We start from the raw sequence: 20,168 nt of genomic DNA, 5'->3' as shown, positions 1-20,168 counted from the left end.
TCTCGCCGTGAGACAGTGACAACTCAGGGAAGTGAGGCGGCGATGGGCTGGGACAGCAGCTACGACGTCGTCGTTGTCGGTTCGGGGGCGGCCGGGATGGCCGCCGCGATCACCGCCCGGCACCGTGGGCTCTCCGCGCTCGTTCTGGAGAAGACCGGCAAGTACGGAGGTTCCACCGCGCTCTCCGGCGGCGCCATCTGGGTGCCGGGCAACCTCTGCCTGCCGCCGGACAGCCGCGAGGAGGCCCGCAGGTACCTCGACGCGACCGTGGGCGACCGGGTCCCGGCCGCGCGCAAGGACGCCTACCTCGACCAGGGGCCGGAGATGGTCCGGTTCATGCACGAGAAGACGCGCCACGTGCGGTTCGAGTACACCCCCGGCTACTCCGACTACTACCCCGAGCGCCCGGGCGGGCGTCCGGAGGGGCGGTCGGCCGAGCCCGTCGTGTTCGACGGCAAGAGGCTCGGCCCGGAGTTCGCGCGCATGCGCCGCGCCGGTCTCCCGACGTACGGGCTGACCATCAACTCCTACGAGTTCCACAAGCTGAACATGATCACCCGCACCTGGATCGGGAAGCGCACCTCGCTCAAGGTGGGCCTGCGGGCGGTGCGCGCGCTGCTCACCGGCGCGCGGTACCTCTCCCTCGGCGAGGCGCTGATCGCGCGGATGCGGCTGTCGCTGGCCGAGGCGGGCGCGGAGCTGAGGCTCAACGCGCCGCTGGAGGAGCTGGTCATCGAGGACGGCCGGGTCACCGGCGTCGTCGCGGCGGGCGAGCGCATCCGGGCGCGGCACGGCGTGATCCTGGCCGCCGGAGGGTTCTCCTCCAGCCAGGAGATGCGCGAGCGCTACCTGCCCAAGCCCACCGACAAGCGCTGGAGCTCGGCCGCCGAGGGCCAGACCGGCGACGTCATCGAGGCGGGCCTGAAGGCGGGCGCGGCGCTGGACCTGATGGACCGGGTGTGGGGCGCGCCGAGCGTCGTCCCGCCGGGGGAGCGGCCGTTCTTCCTGGTCGCCGACCGCGGCATCCCCGGCATGATGATCGTCAACGAGCGCGGTGAGCGCTTCGTCAACGAGGCCGTGCCGTACCACGAGTTCGTGGACACGATGTACGCCACCGGGACCCCGAAGGCGTGGATGATCCTCGACGCGCGGGCCAAGTCGCGGTACCTGTTCCTCGGGCTCTTCCCGGGCCAGCCGTTCCCCAAGCGGTGGCGGACGTTCGTCAAGAGGGCGCGCACCGTCGAGGAGCTGGCCGCGCTGATCGGCGTGCCGGCGGGGAACCTCAAGGCGCAGTTCGAGCGGTTCAACGCGTTCGCGCGGCGGGGCGTGGACGAGGAGTTCGGCCGCGGCGACAGCGCGTACGACCGGTACTACGGCGACCCGACGCTGCCCAACCCCAACCTGCTGCCGATGGTCAAGGCCCCGTTCTACGCGGTCCCGGTCGTCCCCGGCGACATCGGCACCAAGGGCGGCCTGGTCACCGACGAGCACGCCCGCGTCCTGCGCGAGGACGGCTCGGCGATCGAGGGCCTGTACGCCGCGGGCAACTGCTCGGCGGCCGTCATGGGTGAGACGTACCCCGGTCCCGGCGCCACCATCGGCCCCGCGATGACCTTCGGATACGTCGCCGCCAACCACATCGCCGACAACCGCGGCGCCGACAGCCGCGGCGCCGACAGCCGCGCCGCGAACGACCCCGCCTAGACGGTCCCGCCTCGACCGTCCCGCCTGGACGGCCCTTCGCGGGCGGGCTCCGCGCGCCACGTCCCCGCCGGGCGCGGCGGGCGGACGGCCGGGTGCCGGGAGCGCGCCTCCCGGTGCCCGGCCGCCGGCTCGCGGGCGCCTGCCTCGTGCGATGTCCGTGTCAGCGTGCGTGCTCGTGCTCGGCGAGGTAGGCGCTCGACGCGTGATATGCCCGTTCCACGCAGCCCGACACGAGATCTCGGTAATGCGACGGCGGCGCGGCGTGCCCGACGTCGCACGGGAGGACGTGGACGGCCACGTCAGGGCGCGCCGCGCCGACCTCCGCGACCTCCGCCGCGGCCCGGTGCCGCCGCGCGATCTCGTACGCCACGAGCGCCGTCTCCCCCGGCCGGACCGGCGGGGTCAGCCCCCGCTCGATCCGGGGCGCGTGCAGCGCGTAGACGGTCCGGGCGCCCAGCCGTACCGCCTCGCGGACGGGCAGCGCCTCGACCAGCCCGCCGTCCACGAGGTGCTCGCCGCCCGCCTCGACCGGCGGCAGCAGCCCCGGCACCGCCGCCGACGCCAGCACCGCGGGCGCCAGCTCCCCCCGCGCGAACCAGCGGGCCGAGGCCGTCTCCACGCACGAGGCCACGCAGCGGTACGGCACCGCCAGCTCCTCGATCCGCCGGACCGGCAGGAACGCGCGCAGCAGCCGCCGCAGCCCGGAGTTCGACCGGGGCGCGGCCGGCCACCAGGGCGGGCGTCCCGGCGCGGCCGAGGAGTAGGCCCGCCGTACGATCCCGGCCCGCCAGAACCGGTCGAGCCGCTCCACCGCCATGGCCGGGTCCGCCGCGGCGAACGCCCCGCTGATCGCGCCCACCGACGACCCGATCACCAGGTCGGCCTTGACCCCGGCCTCGTTCAGCGCCCGCAGCATGCCGGCGGCGTGCGCGCCCAGCAGGCCCCCGCCGCCGAACACGAAGGCGATCTCCGGACGCGCCATCAGGCCCACCCCCTGCCGTCACACTAAGCAGGCCCCGGGGACCCGGCAATGCCCCCGCCCGCCGCCCCGCGACGACGGGAACTGCCGGTGCCGGGATGTTCACTGGATGTGCCCGCCCCAGGGCCGCCCCAGGGCCGCCCCACGGCCGCCCCCGAGACCGGCGCCGGGCCGTCCTCGGGGTCGTCTTCCGGGGCGATCCTCCGGCGGCGGGCGGTCCGCCGTGGCCCGGGCGGCGGGAGTCCGGGCGGCGTCCGGCCGGGCCGGGAGCGTTACGATTCGAGCGGTTCGTTGTCGATCGGGGAGGGGCGTCCGTGGCCGCGCGCGTTCTGTTGCTGTCCACCGCCGACACGGAGCTGCTCGCCGCGCGCGCGGCCGGGGGATACGCCGTGGCCAACCCGGCCCGGACGGGCCCGGACGAGGCGTCCTCGCTGGCCGCGGGCGCCGACGTGGTGGTGCTGCGGCTGCTGGGCGGGGTGAAGACCTGGCCGGAGGGCGTCGAGGCGCTGCGCGCGAGCGGGGTCCCGCTGGTCGCGCTGGGCGGCGAGGCCGACCCCGACGCCGAGCTGATGGCCCTGTCCACCGTCCCCGCCGGCGTGGCCGCCGAGGCTCTCGGCTACCTCCGCGAGGGCGGCGTGGGCAACCTCCGCGAGCTGCGGCGCTTCCTGTCCGACACCGTGCTGCTCACCGGGGAGGGCTTCGCCCCGCCCGAGACCATGCCGGCGTACGGCGTGCGCGAGCGCGTCCGGGAGCCGGGGCGGCCGACCGTGGGGATCGTCTACTACCGGGCGCACGAGCTCTCCGGGAACACCGGGTTCGTCGAGGCGCTGGCGGAGGCGGTCGAGGCCGAGGGCGCGAACGCCCTCCCGGTCTACTGCGGATCGCTGCGCGGGGCCGACCCCGGGCTGCTCGGCCTGCTGGGCGCGGCCGACGCGCTGGTCGCGACCGTGCTCGCCGGCGGCGGGAGCGTGGCCGCGGGCGCGAGCGCGGGCGGCGACGAGGACGCCTGGGACGCCGGCGCGCTGGCCGAGCTGGACGTCCCGGTGATCCAGGGCCTGTGCCTGACCTCCTCCCGCCGCGCGTGGGAGGAGTCGGACGCGGCGTTGACCCCCATGGACGCGGCGATGCAGGTGGCGATCCCGGAGTTCGACGGGCGGCTGATCTCCGTGCCGTTCTCGTTCAAGGAGAACGGCCCCGACGGCATCCCGGTCTACGTGGCGGACCCCGAGCGGGCCCGGCGGGTCGCCGCCACGGCCGTACGCCACGCCCGCCTGCGGCACCGGCCGAACGCCGACAAGAGGATCGGCCTGGTCCTGTCCTCCTACCCCACCAAGCACGCCCGGGTCGGGAACGCGGTGGGGCTGGACACGCCCGCGTCCGCCGTACTCCTGCTGGACGCCCTGCGCGAGGCGGGGTACACCGTCGGCGGATACCCCGAGGACGGCGACTCGCTGATCCACGCGCTGATCGCGGCGGGCGGGCACGACGTGGAGTGGCTGACCGAGGACCAGCTCAGGGACGCCCAGGCGCGGGTGCCGCTGGCCGACTACCGGGAGTGGTTCGCGACGCTGCCGGAGCCGCTGCGGGCCGCGATGACCGAGCACTGGGGGGAGCCGCCGGGCTCGCTCTACGTGGACGGCGACGACATCGTCCTCGCATCGCTGCGGTTCGGCAACGTCGTGCTGATGATCCAGCCGCCGCGGGGGTTCGGCGAGAACCCGGTCGCGATCTACCACGACCCGGACCTGCCACCGTCCCACCACTACCTGGCCGCCTACCGCTGGCTCGACCGGACCTTCGGGGCCGACGCGGTGATCCACCTGGGCAAGCACGGCACCCTGGAGTGGCTGCCCGGCAAGGGCCTGGGCCTGTCCGCCGGGTGCGCGCCCGACGCCGTGCTCGGGCCCCTGCCGCTGGTCTACCCGTTCATCGTGAACGACCCGGGCGAGGGCACGCAGGCCAAGCGGCGCGGCCACGCCACCGTCGTGGACCACCTGGTCCCGCCGATGGCCCGCGCCGACTCCTACGGCGACCTGGCCAAGCTGGAGCAGCTCCTCGACGAGTACGCCACCGTCCAGGCGCTCGACCCCGCCAAGCTGCCCGCCGTGCGCGCCCAGATCTGGACGCTGATCAAGGCGGCGCAGCTCCACCACGACCTGCACGTGGAGGAGGAGCCCGCGGACTTCGACGACTTCCTGCTCCACGTGGACGGCTACCTCTGCGAGATCAAGGACGTCCAGATCCGCGACGGGCTGCACATCCTCGGCCAGGCCCCCGCCGGAGAGGCCCGGGTCAACCTGGTCCTCGCCGTGCTCCGCGCCTCCCAGGTCTGGGGCGGCCGCGCCGGCGCCCTCCCCGGCCTGCGCGCCGCCGTCGCCGCCTCGCGCGGCTGGGACGAGAAGGCCCTCCTCGCCGACCCGGGCGCCCTCGCCGGCGACTCCGGCTCCGGCGCGCGGCGGCGCAACTCCGACCTCGTGGACGAGCTGGAGGAGCTGGCCCGCAGGCTGGTCGTCGCGATGGACGTGGGCGACTGGGACCCGCGCACGGCCGCCCGCGTGACCCGCGACGTGCTCGGCGAGGACGTGCCGGACGTGACGCGGGTGCTGGAGTTCGCGGCGGACGAGGTGGTCCCGCGCCTGGAGGCCACCGCCGGCGAGATCGACTCGGTCCTGCACGCCCTCGACGGCGGCTACGTCCCGGCGGGCCCGTCGGGCTCGCCCACCCGGGGCCTGGTCAACGTCCTGCCGACCGGCCGCAACTTCTACTCGGTGGACCCCAAGGCCATCCCGTCCCGCAACGCCTGGGACGTCGGCGCGGCGCTGGCCGACTCGCTCATCGCCCGGCACCTGGCCGACACCGGGGAGTACCCCCGCTCCGTCGGCCTCACCGTCTGGGGCACGAGCGCCATGCGCACCCAGGGCGACGACATCGCCGAGGTCCTGGCCCTGATCGGCTGCCGCCCGGTCTGGGACGACGCCTCCCGCCGCGTGACCGGGTTCGAGATCGTCCCGGCGGAGGAGCTGGGCCGTCCCCGCATCGACGTCACCCTGCGCATCTCCGGCTTCTTCCGCGACGCGTTCCCCCACGTCATCGCGCTGATCGACGACGCGATCCGGGCGGTGGCCGAGCTGGACGAGCCGGGCAACCACGTCCGCGCCCACGCCCTGCGGGACGCGGAGGACCACGGCGACTGGCGGCGCGCCACCACCCGCATCTTCGGCTCCAAGCCCGGCGCGTACGGCGCGGGCCTGCTCCCGCTCATCGACGCCCGCAACTGGCGCGACGACGCCGACCTGGCCGAGGTCTACGCCGTCTGGGGCGGCTACGCCTACGGCCGGGGCCTGGACGGCCGCGAGGCCCGCGCCGACATGGAGGCGGCCTTCCGCCGCATCTCGGTGGCCGCGAAGAACCAGGACACCCGCGAGCACGACATCGTCGACTCCGACGACTACTTCCAGTACCACGGCGGCATGGTCGCCATGGTCCGCGCGCTCACGGGCGCCGACCCGGCGGCGTACGTCGGCGACTCGGCGGTGCCCGACCAGGTGCGGACGCGGACCCTCGCCGAGGAGACCCACCGGGTCTTCCGCGCCCGCGTGGTGAACCCCCGGTGGATCGCCGCCATGCGCCGGCACGGTTACAAGGGCGCCTTCGAGCTCGCCGCCACCGTGGACTACCTCTTCGGCTACGACGCCACCGCCGGCGTGGTGGACGACTGGATGTACGAGAAGCTCGCCGCCGAGTACGTCTTCGACCCCGAGAACCGCGCCTTCATGGAGAAGTCCAACCCCTGGGCCCTCCGCGGCATCACCGAACGCCTCCTGGAGGCCGCCGACCGCGCCCTGTGGCGGAACCCCGACCCCGAGACCCTGAAGTCCCTCCGCCAGACCTACCTCGACCTCGAAGGCGACCTGGAGGCCGGCGAGTAGGCGCCCCGCTCCCGGCCCGCCCGCTCGCCGGCGGCGGGTCCGGAGTCCCGCGCCCGTGCCGCGCCACCCCGTCCTCGGCGTCGCGCTCGCCGGGGCCGCCCGCGAGCCCCGACCGCCCCGGCTCACCGCTCGCCCCCTTTCCGGTACGGCCGGCGCGGGCCGTACGGCGGGGGCGGCCGGCGCCGGCCGTACGGGAAAGGGGAGGCCGGCGCGGGCCGTACGGGGAACGGGGTCAGATGCGGTCCCAGCCGGGGCGCAGGGAGGCCCGGGCGAAGGCGATGCCCTCCTCCAGCGCGGTGGCGAGGGACTGGAGGGTCGGGGGGCCGCCGAGATGGGCGTCGGGGCCGAAGCAGAAGTCGACGGTGCCGCGGAGGACGCCCATGAAGAGCGAGACGATCATGTGGGGCCGGCGGTCCGCGGCGGGGTCCAGGCCGCGGCGGCGGGCGATCTCGGCGACGATGAGCTTCTCCGTCTCCATGGACCGGCGGACGTTGCCGGCCAGGAGGACGGGGGTGCGCTCGATCAGCTCGTGCGACTTGAGGAAGCGCTCGCGCTCCTCGGGGCCCTCGCCCTCGATGGAGCGCATGGCGCCGCGGACGGCGCCGACGAGGACGTCGAACGGGGCCTCGTGCACGGGCCGCTCGCGGACGGCCCGAAGGAAATTCTGTTCCACCTCGATGGGAACAGAGAGCGCGACCTCCTCCTTGTTGCTGAAGTAGCGGAAGAAGGTGCGCTGCGACACCTCCACGGCCGCGACGATCTGGTCGATGGTCGTGGCCTCGTAGCCGTGGGCGAGGAAGAGGTCCAGCGCCGCGTCGATGAGCGCGATGCGGGTCCGCCGCTTCTTGCGCTCGCGCAGGCCGGGCGCGGCCGTCGCCATCTGGACACCTCCTCGTCGCACTTCGTTCAGAGTGTGCCACATGTCAGCAACTGCCGGAACTTAATGATTTGTGTTTTGTCAGTCGCTGTCACTACCGTGGCCCCTGTTGCCTGCTTTGTATTGACTTGAGGGGGACTTCCGATGTCTCAAGCGCCAGCAGCCACGCTGGGCGCGCCCCAGCCGCCGAAGGAGCCCGCCGGACGGCGCGGCCACGGGCACCCGTGGCTGACCCTGCTGGCGGTCGCGCTGGGCGTGATCATGGTGATGCTCGACGGCACCGTCGTGGCCATCGCCAACCCGGCGATCGCCGCCGACCTCGGCGCCAGCATCCAGGAGCTGCAGTGGGTCACCAGCGGTTACCTGCTCGCGCTCGCCGTGTTCCTGATCACCGCCGGCAAGCTCGGCGACCTGTTCGGGCACAAGGCCGTGTTCATGGTCGGCATCGCGGGCTTCGCGCTCACCTCGCTCGCCATCGGCCTGTCCAGCGGCGTCGGCTGGCTGATCGCGTTCCGCGTGCTGCAGGGCCTGTTCGGCGCGCTGCTCCAGCCCGCCGCCCTCGCCCTGCTGCGCACCGCGTTCCCGGCCGAGAAGCTCAACATGGCCATCGGCATCTGGGGCGCCGCGATCGGCGTGTCCAGCGCGGCCGGCCCGATCGTGGGCGGCCTGCTCGTCGAGCACGTGAGCTGGCAGTCGGTGTTCTACATCAACGTCCCGGTCGGCCTGATCGCGTTCGCGGTGGGCATCTGGGTGCTCAAGGAGAGCAAGGCGGGCCTGCTCTCGCGGATCGACATCCCCGGCGTGATCCTGCTCTCCGGCGCGATGTTCTGCCTGATCTGGGCGATCATCAAGGCGCCCGAGTGGGGCTGGGCCGACGGTGCCACGCTGGGCTTCTTCGCCGGCGCGCTGGTGCTGACCGTGCTGTTCGTGGTCTGGCAGATGTTCGCCAAGGAGCCGCTGCTGCCCCTCGGCCTGTTCCGCTCGGCGTCCCTGTCCATCGGCACCGTGCTGATGGTGCTGGTCGCGTTCTCGATGTTCGGCGCGATGTTCTTCCTCACGTTCTTCCTGCAGAACGTGCACGGGCTGTCGCCGCTGGAGTCGGGCCTGCGCATGATGCCGATGAGCGCGGGCATGATCGTCGCCTCGCCGCTGGCCGGCTTCCTCATCGGCAAGCTCGGCCCCAAGATCCCGATCGCGGGCGGCATGCTGATCACCGCGACCGCGATGTTCCTGCTCTCGCGCCTGGACATCGACGCGGGGTACGGCCAGACCGCGCTGCCGTTCGTGCTGCTGGCCTTCGGCCTCTCCCCGGTCATGGTCGGCGCGACCGAGATCATCGTGGGCAACGCGGCGCCCGAGCTGAGCGGCGTCGCCGGCGGCCTCCAGCAGTCGGCCATGCAGGTCGGCGGCTCGCTCGGCACGGCGGTGCTCGGCGCGGTCATGGCGAGCAAGGTCGGCGACGTGCTGCCCGGCCACTTCACCGCGCTGAAGCTCCCGGCGCCCCCGCCGGAGCAGATCGAGGCCATGAAGCAGCCGGTCTCCATGGGCATCGCCCCGATCACGCCGCAGATGAACCTGCCGGCCCCGGTCGCCGAGCTGATCACCAAGGCCGCGCACCTGTCCTTCATGGACGGTCTGCACCTGGCCTTCACGGTGAGCACGGTCGTCGCCGTGGTCGCCGCCGCGCTCGGCCTGATCGTCAAGGCCGGCCGCAAGAGCGAGGACGCCGTCCAGGTCCACATCTGACACGTCGCGATCCGGCGCGGCCCGCGTGAGCCGTGCCGGAGCCGGAATCCAGCGGTCGCCGCACTTCGCCTGTCCGAAGTGCGGCGATCGTTGCGTTTTGTAAAGATTTGGTCAGGTATGCGATTAGTACTTTTGTTCGATCTTGTGGGAACGTATGTTCGAACGAAGACGACGCTACCTGTTCTTCCCCCGGGTGGCCCTGGGCACACAGAGATCGTATAGATCGCCGGGAGAAGACGTTGAGCAGGATGTACGGAGATCCCATCGAGGTGTGGACGCGCGAGGGGCAGCCGATCAGGTTCGTCTGGCGCGACCGGGTCTACGTCGTCCGCCGCGTGCTCGATCACTGGGTGAGGTCCCGGGAGTGGTGGAGGACGTCCGAGACCGATCCGGGCGAGCGCAGGTTCTGGCGCGTGGAGGCCACCCCCGACCGCGAGATCGGCGTCTACGAGCTGCGCTACGACACCGCCAGCCAGGGCTGGCTGCTGCTGCGCGCCTGGGACTGACGGCGATGCCCGCGCCGTCTCGCCGGGGTCGCGCCCCGGCCTCCGCACCACCTCACCGCACCACCGTTGGGACGACAGCCCATGGACCCCTTCGCACACCTGCACGTCGCCTCGTCCTTCTCGCCTCGGTACGGCGTGAGCACCCCCGCCGCGCTGGTCGGGCGGGCGGCCGAGCTGGGCATGGACCGGCTGGCGCTGACCGACCGCGACGGGTTGTACGGCGCGGTCAAGCACGCCCTGGCCTGCCGCGACGCCGGCCTCGGGGCGATCCTCGGCGCCGACCTCACGATGCCCGCGGGGCGGCGCGTGACCGTGCTCGCCCGGGGCGGGGGATGGGGCTCCCTCTGCCGGCTGGTCTCCGCCGCCCACGCCGGTGAGCGAGGGAGGCCCTCGGTCACCCGGGAGGTCGTCGCCGAGCACGCCCGGGGCCTGACCGTCCTGGTCGGGCCCGCCTCCGACGTGGGCCGCGCCGTCGCCGAACGCCGCTACGACGACGCCCTCGCGCGGCTGGACGCCTGGCGCGCCGCCGTACCCGACCTGGTGGTCGAGCTGGTGGACCACTACGGCCCGCGCGAGGAGCACGTCGCCGCCCGGATGCTCGACCTGGCCGGGCGGCTCGGGGTCCCGGCCGTCCTCACCAACGCCGTCCGCTACCGCGACCCGTCCGGCGCGCAGGTCGCCGACGTGCTCGACGCCACCCGCAAGCTGGTCCCGCTGCACACCCGCCACCTCGACGACGGCGGCGACCACGCCTACCTCAAGTCCGGCGCGGAGATGGCCCGCGTCGCCGCCCGGATCTGCGGCCCCGACCACGACGCCGCCCGCCGCCTGCTCCGCGAGATCCGTACGGTCTCCGACCGGTGCGTCCTCGACCCCGAACAGGACCTCGGGATCGGGCGGCTGCACCTGCCGGAGATCGGCGAGGACCCGGTGCCGCTGCTGCGCCGCCGCTGCGAGGACGGCCTGTACGCCAGGGGCCTGGAACGGTCCCGAGAGGCCAGGGAGCGGCTCGCGCACGAGATGGACATCATCGAGCGGAAACGGCTGTCGGGGTACTTCATCGCGGTCGCCGGCATCGCCGATCTGATCCGCGGCCTGGGCATCCGCTGCGCGATCCGCGGGTCCGGCGCGGGCAGCCTGGTCAACCACCTGATCGGCATCAGCCAGGTCGACCCGCTCGCGCACGGGCTGCTCATGGAGCGGTTCCTGTCCGAGGGCCGCGTCGGGCTGCCCGACATCGACCTCGACGTGGAGTCCGCGCGCCGCCTGGACGCCTACCGGGCGATCTACGAGCGGTACGGCGAGGCGCGCGTGGCCTGCGTGTCGATGATGGAGACCTACCGGGCCCGCAGCGCGATCCGCGACGTGGGCGCGGCGATGGGGCTGCCGCCCGCCGAGATCGACGCGATGGCCAAGGCGTTCCCGCACATCCGGGCGCGGCAGATCCGCGCCGCGCTCCAGGACCTGCCGGAACTGCGCGCCAGTCGCCTCGGCGGCGCCCAGGTGGAGACGGTGTTCCGGCTGGCCGAGAGCCTGGACGGGCTGCCCAGGCACATCGCGCTGCACCCCTGCGGCGTGCTCGTCGGCAACTCCACGCTGCGCGACCGCACCCCGGTCGAGCGCAGCCTGCTGGAGTTCCCGATGAGCCAGTTCGACAAGGACGACGTGGAGGAGCTGGGGTTGCTCAAGCTGGACGTGCTCGGCGTGCGCATGCAGTCGGCGATGGCCTACTCGCTGCGGGAGATCGCGCGGGTGGACGGCGTGGAGGTGGACCTGGACGCCGTGCCGCACGACGACTCCGCGACGTACGACATGATCCAGACCGGGCGCACGCTGGGCTGCTTCCAGATCGAGTCGCCGGGGCAGCGCGAGCTGGTGTCCAAGCTCGTGCCGAGGACCATGCACGACCTGATCGTGGACATCTCGCTGTTCCGGCCGGGCCCGGTGAACTCCGACATGGTCACGCCGTACCTGGAGGCGCGGCACGGCTGGCGGGCGGCGTCCTACCCGCATCCGAGGCTGCGGGACGCGCTAGCCGAGACCGAGGGCGTGGTCGTCTTCCACGAGCAGGTGCTCAAGGTCATCGACGTCATGACCGGGTGTGGCCTGTCGGAGGCCGAGAAGGTGCGGCGCACGCTGAGCGACCCCGAGCGGCGCGGGACCGTCCGGGCCTGGTTCGAGGCGTGCGCGCTGCCGGAGTACGACCGGGAGACCGTGGACCGGGCCTGGCACGTGCTGGACGCGTTCGGCGCGTTCGGGTTCTGCAAGGCGCACGCGGCGGCGTTCGCGCTGCCCACCTACCAGTCGGCCTGGCTCAAGAGACACCACACCGCCGCCTTCTTCGCCGGGGTGCTCACCCACGAGCCCGGGATGTACCCGCAGCGGGTGATCCTCGACGACGCCCGGCAGTGCGGCGTGGAGATCCTGCCGCTGGACATCTCCAAGTCGGGCAAGCAGTGGCGGGTCGAGCGCACCGAGACCGGCGGGTACGGCCTGCGCGTGCCGTTCTCCGAGGTCAAGGGCGTGAGCGAGGCGGAGGTGGAGCGGATGGTCGCGGGCCAGCCGTACACCTCGCTCGCCGACTTCTGGCAGCGGGCGAGGCCCTCGCGCCCCGTCGCCGAGCGCATCGTCTCCATCGGCGGGGCCGACGCGCTGTACGGCGTGCGCCCGGGGCGGCCCCGGTGGCGGCCCGGGCGGGTGACGCGGCGGGACCTGATCGCGCAGGTGGGGGCGCTGGAACGCGCGCTGGTGCCGGGCGCGCAGATGCCGATCGGGTTCACCGAGACGATCGTGCCGGGGGAGCTGCCGGAGATGAGCGAGGCCGAGGCGGTCGAGGCGGAGCTGGCCGTGCTCGGGATGGACGTCAGCCGGCACATCGTGAGCTTCCACGACGAACTGCTCGACGCCCTGGGCGTGGTGCGGTCGAAGGATCTGCTGCGGCAGCGGTCGGGGGCCCCGATTCTGGTCGCCGGGGTGAAGGTCGCGACGCAGACCCCGGCGGTGCGGTCGGGGCAGCGGGTGATCTTCGCGACGCTCGACGACTCCACCGGGCCGATCGACCTGACGTTCTTCGAGTCGGTGCAGGGGAGGTACGCCGCGACGGTGTTCGGGTCCTGGCTCATGGTGGCCCGGGGGGTGGTCCGCCGCACCGGCGACCGCGCCGTCTCGCTGCGCGCCGAGGGCTGCTGGGACCTGGGCGAGCTCGACGCCGCCTGGCGGGAGGGCGGGCTGCCCGCCGTGCACGCCCTGATGGGCACCGCCGTCGAGCCGGTGGCCCGGGTCGGCGGGCGGCCCATCAGGTACGCCAACGGATACCGCCTCTCGCCGTACTCCGACCTCGGCCCGCCCGGCCGGATGAGCGGCCACGAGCTGGCGGCCGCCTCGGCGGCGGCCCGCCGCGCGGCCCCCGAGCCGCTGGAGGCCGTCCCCCTGGGAGACCTGTCCGGCGACGACGAGGACCGCCCGCCGCGTGTCGTCCGCGCCCCGCGCCGCCTCTGGCACGCCAGCCAGGGCAGCTCCGGCGACGTCGAGGCGCTCGGCGCCTGACCGCCCCCGGCGGTCACTCGCCGGAGCCGGTGACCAGGTCGACGATCGTGGCGAAGGTGGCGAAGTCCTGGGTGAGGAGGTTCTTCGTCACCGCGACGACGGTGCCCGTGGCGGTGTCGGCGAACGCGCCGCTGCCGCCCGCGCCGCCCATGCCGAACCAGGTCGGGGTGGCCTCGTAGCCGGCGTTCGGCAGGCCGACGCCGTAGCCCAGGCCCCACGCCGACGGGTAGCCGAAGACGGCGTCCGGGCCGCTCACGGCGATGGCGGTCGCCTCGCGCAGCCGCTCGGGCGTGATCAGGCGGACGCCGTCCACCTCGCCGAGCAGCGCGGCGTACATCCGGGCGATGGCGCGGGCGGTGGTCTTGCCGCCGGCGGGGATGTCGGCCGACAGGTAGTCGGGCCGGTTGCCCAGCGCGGCCGTCGGGAAGAGCGTCATCGGGCCGGCCTTGAACATCGGCAGGTCGTCGGGCATCTCGCCGAACGCCGACATGTCCATGGGCGCGTCCTCCAGCACCGCGAGGCGGTGGTGCTCGGACTCCGGCATGCCGAAGTACAGCTCGTCGCCCACGCCCAGCGGCCCGGCGACGTCCTCCAGCAGGACCTGCGAGATCGGCTTGCCGGTGGCGCGGCGGACGATCTCGCCGACGAGGTAGCCGAAGGTGTAGGCGTGGTAGCCCATCTGCGTGCCCGGCTCCCACCAGAGCTCGGCGTCCTCCAGGTTGGCGACCTGCTTGTCCCAGTCGCACATGTCCTCGGGCGTGCTGTCCAGCGGCACGCCCGGCACGCCCGCGGTGTGGGTGAGCACGTGCCGCACGGTGACGCCCTGCTTGCCGTTCCGGGCGAACTCCGGCCACAGCTCGGCGACCGGGGTGTCGTAGCCGAACAGCCCGCGCTCGGCGAGCACGTGGGCCACGGTCGCGGTCGCGCCCTTGCCGATGGAGAAGTTGTAGAAGGGCGTGCCGGAGGTGACCTCGCGGCCGGTCGCGGGATCGGCGAGCCCGGCGACCGCGTCCACGACCTGCTCGCCGTCCCGGTAGACGGCGACCTGGACGCCGTGCTCGGCGCCCGACTCCACGAGCTGGTCGATGGTGGCCTGGACGCGCTTCTGGAGATCGCTCATCTTCTTTCCTCGTCTTCTCAGGAACTGGACCGTTCAGTACTATCGGAACTGGACAGTACAGTACCGATGGAGTACGGAACTGTCTAGTACTGATTTTTCGGGACGTAGGAGGACGGCATGGGGCTCCAGGAGACGGCGCGGCCGGAACCGTGGGAGGACAGCAGATCAGCGCGCAAACGGCGGCAGATCCTGGACGCGGCCAAGCAGGTCTTCCTGCGCAACGGCTACGTCGGCGCGAGCATGGACGAGGTGGCCTCGATCGCGTCGGTCTCCAAGCAGACCGTCTACAAGCACTTCACGGACAAGGAACAGCTCTTCACCCAGCTCATCCTGGACACCACCACGGACGTGGACCAGATCACCCAGCTCATCGCGGCGACCGTCGGCGACACCCGGGACCTGGAGAGGGACCTCGGCGAGCTGGCCCGCCGCTTCCTCGGCGCGCTGCTGCGGCCCGAGGTGCTGCGGATGCGCCGGCTGGTCATCGCCGAGGCCGACCGCTTCCCCGACCTGGGCCGCGCGTGGTACGAACAGGGCTTCGAGCGCGGCCTGGCCACCCTCGCCGGCTGTTTCGGGCGCCTGATGGACCGCGGGCTCCTCCGCCGCGAAGACCCCCTCCTCGCCGCCAACCACTTCGTCGGCCTGCTCCTGTGGATCCCGCTCAACCACGCGATGTTCGCCGGCGCCGGCTACCCGCGGGCCGAGGCCGACCGTCTCGCCGCCGCCGCCACGGACGCCTTCCTCCGCGCCTACGCCCCCTGACCCCGGTTTCCCCTCGCGCCGGGCACGCGCTCCCCGGCACGCCGCGTGCCCGGGCCCCGTGCCCGGCGCGAGGGGAGCGCTCGGTCGGCCGGGGGAGGCTCAGGCGCAGGCGGGAGGCCCAGGCGCAGGCGGGAGGGCTCGGCCGGAGGCGGGAGTGCTCGGCCGCGGGCGGGGCCGGGCCGTCAGGCGGCGTCGTGGACGGGGCGGGGGACCGCCAGGCGGACGGCGCTGGCCGTGCCGTACGGCTCGCGCGAGGTCGTGGTGTGGCGCTGGCGGAGCGTGATCGCGCGGACCACGGCGGCGGCCGTCGCGGCGGCGATCGCGGTGGCGGCCGACTCCATGAGGCCGACGCCGGTCAGGTCGAGGTCGGGCCCGGCGGCGCGGACCAGCCCGAGGGGGCCGGCCAGGGCGACGGCGAGCAGCGCCAGCCAGCTCGCCCACCAGGCCGCGAGCAGGGTGTGCCAGGCCCGGCGGTCGCCCCCGGGGGCGCTCGCCCGCCACAGGTCGTCCAGCACGAGCACCGGGAGCACGAGGTTTGCCACCGGCAGGAACCACGCCGCGACCGCCCACCCGCGCGCGAGGCGCTGCGGCGCGAAGCCGTACAGCTCGGCGGAGCGGCGGGCGCGCCACACCCAGACGAGGAAGCACGCGACGGTCGCGGCCGTGATCAGCGCGGCGGCCATGATGAGCACCGCGAAGACCGTGACCGCCCCCACGACGGGCTCGGGGGCGCGGCCGGTCAGCCCGGTGAGCTCGGCGACCAGGCGTTTGCCCCGCAGGTGCTCGAAGACGGCCAGCGCGGCGACGGCGGCGACCTGGGCGGCGAGCAGGACGTAGAGGAGGGCGGCCGGGCCCTTGGGCGGTGACGGGGCATAGCGCATGGTTTCGTCTCCCCCCAGGCATGCGCTTCGCTGGAGACGGCGGCGGCTCAGGAGCCGCCACAAGCACTCATATCCCGCTGGACTCGCCCGTTAACACGACAGGATCAATCTTCACCGGCTACTTGCCGACGAGCCCCGTCTCCCAGGCCCAGGCCGCGATCTCCACGCGGTTCCGCGCGCCCAGCTTGCCCATGATGCTCCCGAGATGGGTCTTCACCGTGGACAGCGACACGAACAGCTCCGCCGCGACCTCCTGGTTGGTGCGGCCCCGGGCGATCAGCCGTACGACGTCGAGCTCCCGCTCGGTCAGCGGCTCGCGCGGCTGCCGGTCCGGCGCCGCGGCGGCGGCGCGCGGGGCCGCCAGGTGCTCCAGCAGGCGCACGGTCACCGACGGGGAGACCAGCGCGTCGCCGGCCGCCGCCGCGCGCACCGCCTCGATCAGCAGCGTCGGGCCGCTGTCCTTGAGCAGGAACCCGCACGCGCCCGAGCGGAGCGCGCCGTAGACGTATTCGTCCAGGTCGAAGGTGGTCACGATCACCACCCGCAGCGGGTCGGGCACGCCGGGCCCGGCGAGCGCGCGCGTGACCTCCAGCCCGTCGAGCCGGGGCATGCGGATGTCGAGCAGGCACACGTCGGGCCGCAGCCGCCGCGCCGCCTCCACCGCTTCCGCCCCGTCGGCGACGGAGGCCACGACCTCCATGTCGGGTTGCGCGTCGAGGATCATCTTGAACCCCGTGCGCACGAGCTCCTGGTCGTCGGCGATGAGCACCCGGATCGTCACCCTGGAATTGTGCCAGGCCCCACGGGCCACACCGTCCCCGAACCGGGCTCGGGGGAGAACGAGTCCCCGCCCGCGCGCCGCCGGACGCTCTACCCCCCGCCGGACGCGGCCGGAGGAAGGCGGGCGCGCGCCTGGAGACGGGTGGGCACGTGGGAGGCGGGTGGGCGCGAACGGAGGCGGAGGCGGGCGTGGACGACGGTGCGGGCCGGGCGCGGGCCGGGCGCAGGCCGGGCGCGGGGCGGGCGCAGGCCGGGCGCGGGGCGGGCGCCGCGGGGAGAATCCGACTTTCGGCCGATGGGCATTGGTCGGGCGGCCGATCAGCGAGGGCCCGGTGCCCCGGCAACCTGGGGTCATGGCTGAAATCGTGCTTTCCGGGCACGGGCTGACCAAGAGTTTCGGGTCGGCCGTCGCCCTCGCCGGTGTCGACCTCGCCGTGGCCCCCGGCGAGGCGCTCGCGATCATGGGGCCCAGTGGGTCGGGCAAGTCCACGCTGCTGCACTGCCTGGCCGGGATCATGAAGCCGGACCAGGGGGAGGTCCGGCTGCTCGGGCAGCGGATCGACACGATGGGGGAGCGGCAGCGCAGCGAGCTGCGGCGGACCCGCTTCGGGTTCGTGTTCCAGTTCGGGCAGCTCCTGCCCGAACTGCCCGCCGAGGAGAACGTCGCGCTCCCGCTGATGCTCGGGGGAGCCTCGCGCGGCAAGGCCGTGGAGGCGGCCCGGCGCTGGTTCGGCCCGCTGGGGCTGGCCGGCATGGAGTCCCGCCGCCCCGGTGAGCTGTCCGGCGGCCAGGCGCAGCGCGTGGCGATCGCCCGCGCGCTCGTGACCAAGCCCGCCGTGGTCTTCGCCGACGAGCCCACCGGCGCGCTCGACCAGGCCACCGGCCACGACACCATGCGCCTGCTGGTCGAGGCCACCAAGCACAACCACGCCTCGCTCATCGTCGTCACCCACGACCCGAACGTCGCCCGCTGGTGCGACCGCACGGTCGAGGTCCGCGACGGCCGCCTCCTCGTCCCGGCCGCCGCCGGGGCGCCGCTCCCGGGCCGTGAGCCGAACGGCGGGCCGTACGGCGGGCCGGCCCGGCCGTACGCCGCGAACGCGGGCCCGGCGGAGCCGTACGGCGGCGACCGGCCGGTGGCCGGGCCGGGCAGGGGCGCCGACACCCAGGACTTCCCGGTGGTGCGGCCGTGAGGACCACGCTGGGGCTGAGCTGGCGGCTGCTGCGCGGCGGGGGCCGCAACGGGCTGCTCGGCGCGGGGCTGACCCTGGCGGCGGTGGCCGTCTCGACGGCGCTGCTGCTGTTCGCGGTGGCCGTGAACCTGGCCTTCCAGGGACGGTCGGACCGGGAGGCCTGGCGGACGCCGGTCAGGGCCGCGGAGGGCACGGCGACCGCGGTGCAGGCCGTGCACCAGGACTTCGTCCGCGACAGGGTCATCGTCGTCGTGGACGTGGCCCGGCTGTCGGAGGGGGCGCCGGCGCCCGCGGGGATGCGGGCGTTCCCCAAGCCGGGCGAGGTGTGGATGTCGCCCGGTCTGGCGGAGCTGGTCAAGCGGCTGCCGCCCGGCCAGCTCGGCGACCGGTACGGGAAGCCGGCCGGGATCCTGGGCGACGACGCGCTGGTGTACCCGGGCGAGCTGGTCGCCGTGGCCGGGCACGACCGGGACGACCCGGCGATGAAGGCGACCGGCCGGGTGATCCCGAACGGGTCCTCGGTCCCGCCCACCCCGGTCCGCGACTTCGCCGGCCAGGAGTCCATGAACGGCATGGTCTACCGGAGCCTGGCGATCATCGCGAGCGTGCTGATGGTCGTGCCGCTGCTCGTCTTCGGGGGCGCGGCGGCGCGGCTCACGGTCGCCCGGCGCGACCAGCGGCTCGCGGCGCTGCGGCTCGTCGGCGCGACCCCGGCCCAGGTGATCGCGATGACCGTGGCCGAGGCCATGCTGACGGCGCTCGGGGGAGCGCTGGCGGGCCTGGCGGCGTACGCCGCGCTGTCGCCGCTGCTGTCCGGGATCGAGATCGGGGGCGGGCCGTGGTTCGCCAGCGACCTGTGGCCGGGCGTCCTGCCGACGCTGGGCGTGATCGCGGCGGTGCCGCTGCTCGTCGGGGTCAGCGCGGTCGTCGGCCTGCGCCGCGTCGTGGTGAGCCCGCTCGGCGTGGCCAAGCGGGAGACCCCGCCGGGGATGCGGGCGCTGCGCCTCGTCGGGTTCGTGGCGGCGCTGGCCGTGGTGCCGATGCTGTCCCGCGACACCTCGGCCGGGATCATCGCGGTCGTGATCGGGGCGGCGTTCCTGGCCATCAACCTGATCGGGCCGTGGGTGGTCGGGATCATCGGCCGCGTCGCCGCCCGCACCGCCAGGGGCCCGGCCCGGCTGCTGGCCGCGCGCCGGCTCGTGGACGACCCCCGCGCCGCCTGGCGCACCGTGTCGGGCGTGGCGCTGACCGGTTTCGTCGCCGGGTTCATCGGCCTGGCCAGCCCGGATGCGACGCTGTTCGAGACCGGGACCGCCGACCGGCTGCGGCTCAGCGTGGACGCGGGCAAGGCCCAGGCGACCGTGCGGGAGGCGAAGGCCCGCCTGCGCGAGGCCGGGCTGGACGCCCGGGTGACCCTGGACGAGCCCGGGGACGGGCCCGGCGGCCCGGCGGACCGGGACCGGGAACGCCTGATCCAGATCAGCGTGAACGGCGGCGTGGACCGGGTGGACACGGCGCGGACGGCCCTGGCCGGTCTCGTCCCCGGCCACGTCCCCAGCACCCTCGCCGACGACGATCGCGTGAGCTCCTACATGCTCGGCGACATCCGCACCGGCACGGTCGTCGTCCTGACGGTGTCGTTCCTCATCGCGATCGTGAGCGCGGGCATCACCGCCGCGTCCTCGGTCCTGGACCGGCGCCAGACGTACGCCCTCCTCCGCCTGGCGGGCACCCCGCTGGCGATCCTGGACCGGGCCCGGCGCTCCGAGACCCTGATCCCGCTCCTGGTCATGGGCGGCGGCTCGCTCGCGACGGGGGTCTTCTGCGCCCTCCCGTTCGCCTCGGGCGGCCTCGGTTCCACCACCGGCGTCGTGACGCTCGCGGTGACCGTGGCGCTCGGCCTCGCCGGCGTCCTGGGGGCGAGCGCGATCAGCCGGCCCCTCCTCCGGTCGGTGACCGCCAACCCGGCCCCCCGCCCGGACTGATCCTCCCTGTCCCGGCCCGGCCCCGGCCCCGGCGTCCCGCGCGGACGCCGGGGCCGTCGCCGTTCCGGGCACGGGGTGGCCGGCGTGCTCCCCGTTCCGGGCCCGGTCGTCGGCGCGTACGCCGTTCCGGGCGTGCGCGGCCGGCGCGCGGCCGTACGGC

General features: G+C 74.3%; 13 protein-coding genes. 8 read left to right on the top strand and 5 right to left on the bottom strand.

What is annotated here, in order from left to right:
- Positions 1–42: 42 nt before the first annotated feature.
- A complete protein-coding gene (locus D5H75_RS35165) occupies positions 43–1,704 on the top strand; it encodes an FAD-dependent oxidoreductase (RefSeq protein WP_119930910.1) in 1,662 nt (553 codons plus the stop codon).
- A gap of 160 nt (positions 1,705–1,864) precedes the next feature.
- Here D5H75_RS35165 and D5H75_RS35160 read toward each other — a convergent pair whose 3' ends face one another.
- Positions 1,865–2,686 (bottom strand): patatin-like phospholipase family protein, encoded by an 822-nt coding sequence (locus D5H75_RS35160; protein WP_119930938.1) that lies wholly within the window; start codon positions 2,684–2,686, stop codon positions 1,865–1,867.
- Positions 2,687–2,997: 311 nt separating this feature from the next.
- Between D5H75_RS35160 and cobN the strand changes: the two genes are divergently transcribed.
- Positions 2,998–6,612 (top strand): cobaltochelatase subunit CobN, encoded by a 3,615-nt coding sequence (gene cobN, locus D5H75_RS35155; RefSeq protein ID WP_202638804.1) that lies wholly within the window; start codon positions 2,998–3,000, stop codon positions 6,610–6,612.
- A gap of 232 nt (positions 6,613–6,844) precedes the next feature.
- Here the strand turns inward: cobN and D5H75_RS35150 are convergent, their stop codons facing one another.
- Positions 6,845–7,492: a TetR/AcrR family transcriptional regulator gene (locus tag D5H75_RS35150; protein WP_202638803.1), complete on the bottom strand. Its 648-nt coding sequence runs from the start codon at positions 7,490–7,492 to the stop codon at positions 6,845–6,847.
- Positions 7,493–7,633: 141 nt separating this feature from the next.
- Between D5H75_RS35150 and D5H75_RS35145 the strand changes: the two genes are divergently transcribed.
- The 3 genes from D5H75_RS35145 (at position 7,634) to D5H75_RS35135 (ending at position 13,287) form a co-directional block, all read left to right on the top strand.
- Positions 7,634–9,235 (top strand): DHA2 family efflux MFS transporter permease subunit, encoded by a 1,602-nt coding sequence (locus tag D5H75_RS35145; RefSeq protein ID WP_119930907.1) that lies wholly within the window; start codon positions 7,634–7,636, stop codon positions 9,233–9,235.
- Positions 9,236–9,483: 248 nt separating this feature from the next.
- Positions 9,484–9,741, top strand: a complete 258-nt coding sequence (locus D5H75_RS35140) for a DUF6504 family protein (RefSeq protein ID WP_119930906.1) — start codon at positions 9,484–9,486, stop codon at positions 9,739–9,741.
- Between the two features lie 81 nt (positions 9,742–9,822).
- On the top strand, positions 9,823–13,287 hold the full coding sequence (locus D5H75_RS35135; RefSeq protein WP_119930905.1) for a DNA polymerase III subunit alpha: 3,465 nt from the start codon (positions 9,823–9,825) through the stop codon (positions 13,285–13,287).
- A 13-nt stretch (positions 13,288–13,300) separates the two neighbouring features.
- On the opposite strand, the gene D5H75_RS35130 is transcribed toward D5H75_RS35135, so the two are convergent.
- Positions 13,301–14,407, bottom strand: a complete 1,107-nt coding sequence (locus D5H75_RS35130; RefSeq protein WP_119930904.1) for a serine hydrolase domain-containing protein — start codon at positions 14,405–14,407, stop codon at positions 13,301–13,303.
- A gap of 117 nt (positions 14,408–14,524) precedes the next feature.
- On the opposite strand from D5H75_RS35130, the gene D5H75_RS35125 reads away from it, so the two are divergent.
- Positions 14,525–15,169: a TetR/AcrR family transcriptional regulator gene (locus D5H75_RS35125; RefSeq protein ID WP_119930903.1), complete on the top strand. Its 645-nt coding sequence runs from the start codon at positions 14,525–14,527 to the stop codon at positions 15,167–15,169.
- 182 nt (positions 15,170–15,351) lie between these two features.
- Here D5H75_RS35125 and D5H75_RS35120 read toward each other — a convergent pair whose 3' ends face one another.
- Positions 15,352–16,050: a DUF4328 domain-containing protein gene (locus tag D5H75_RS35120; RefSeq protein ID WP_119930902.1), complete on the bottom strand. Its 699-nt coding sequence runs from the start codon at positions 16,048–16,050 to the stop codon at positions 15,352–15,354.
- A 118-nt stretch (positions 16,051–16,168) separates the two neighbouring features.
- Positions 16,169–16,831, bottom strand: coding sequence for a response regulator transcription factor (locus D5H75_RS35115; RefSeq protein WP_119930901.1), 663 nt, complete (start codon positions 16,829–16,831; stop codon positions 16,169–16,171).
- Between the two features lie 352 nt (positions 16,832–17,183).
- Between D5H75_RS35115 and D5H75_RS35105 the strand changes: the two genes are divergently transcribed.
- Entirely contained in the window at positions 17,184–18,023 is an 840-nt protein-coding gene (locus D5H75_RS35105) for an ABC transporter ATP-binding protein (RefSeq protein ID WP_119930899.1), read from the top strand.
- Positions 18,020–20,008: an FtsX-like permease family protein gene (locus D5H75_RS35100; RefSeq protein WP_242454695.1), complete on the top strand. Its 1,989-nt coding sequence runs from the start codon at positions 18,020–18,022 to the stop codon at positions 20,006–20,008. Before D5H75_RS35105 ends, D5H75_RS35100 begins: the two co-directional genes overlap by 4 nt.
- Positions 20,009–20,168 lie beyond the last annotated feature (160 nt).

This window comes from Bailinhaonella thermotolerans (assembly GCF_003594875.1).
Classification (GTDB): domain Bacteria; phylum Actinomycetota; class Actinomycetes; order Streptosporangiales; family Streptosporangiaceae; genus Bailinhaonella; species Bailinhaonella thermotolerans.
This window is presented reverse-complemented; position numbering and strand designations above follow the sequence as displayed.

Excerpts from the sequence above, each read along its gene's own strand:
- D5H75_RS35150 (WP_202638803.1), bottom strand. The coding sequence starts at position 7,492 with ATGGCGACGGCCGCGCCCGGCCTGCGCGAGCGCAAGAAGCGGCGGACC.
- D5H75_RS35140 (WP_119930906.1), top strand. The coding sequence starts at position 9,484 with ATGTACGGAGATCCCATCGAGGTGTGGACGCGCGAGGGGCAGCCGATC.
- D5H75_RS35130 (WP_119930904.1), bottom strand. The coding sequence starts at position 14,407 with ATGAGCGATCTCCAGAAGCGCGTCCAGGCCACCATCGACCAGCTCGTG.
- D5H75_RS35120 (WP_119930902.1), bottom strand. The coding sequence starts at position 16,050 with ATGCGCTATGCCCCGTCACCGCCCAAGGGCCCGGCCGCCCTCCTCTAC.
- D5H75_RS35135 (WP_119930905.1), top strand. The coding sequence starts at position 9,823 with ATGGACCCCTTCGCACACCTGCACGTCGCCTCGTCCTTCTCGCCTCGG.
- D5H75_RS35125 (WP_119930903.1), top strand. The coding sequence starts at position 14,525 with ATGGGGCTCCAGGAGACGGCGCGGCCGGAACCGTGGGAGGACAGCAGA.
- D5H75_RS35165 (WP_119930910.1), top strand. The coding sequence starts at position 43 with ATGGGCTGGGACAGCAGCTACGACGTCGTCGTTGTCGGTTCGGGGGCG.
- D5H75_RS35145 (WP_119930907.1), top strand. The coding sequence starts at position 7,634 with ATGTCTCAAGCGCCAGCAGCCACGCTGGGCGCGCCCCAGCCGCCGAAG.
- D5H75_RS35105 (WP_119930899.1), top strand. The coding sequence starts at position 17,184 with ATGGCTGAAATCGTGCTTTCCGGGCACGGGCTGACCAAGAGTTTCGGG.
- D5H75_RS35160 (WP_119930938.1), bottom strand. The coding sequence starts at position 2,686 with ATGGCGCGTCCGGAGATCGCCTTCGTGTTCGGCGGCGGGGGCCTGCTG.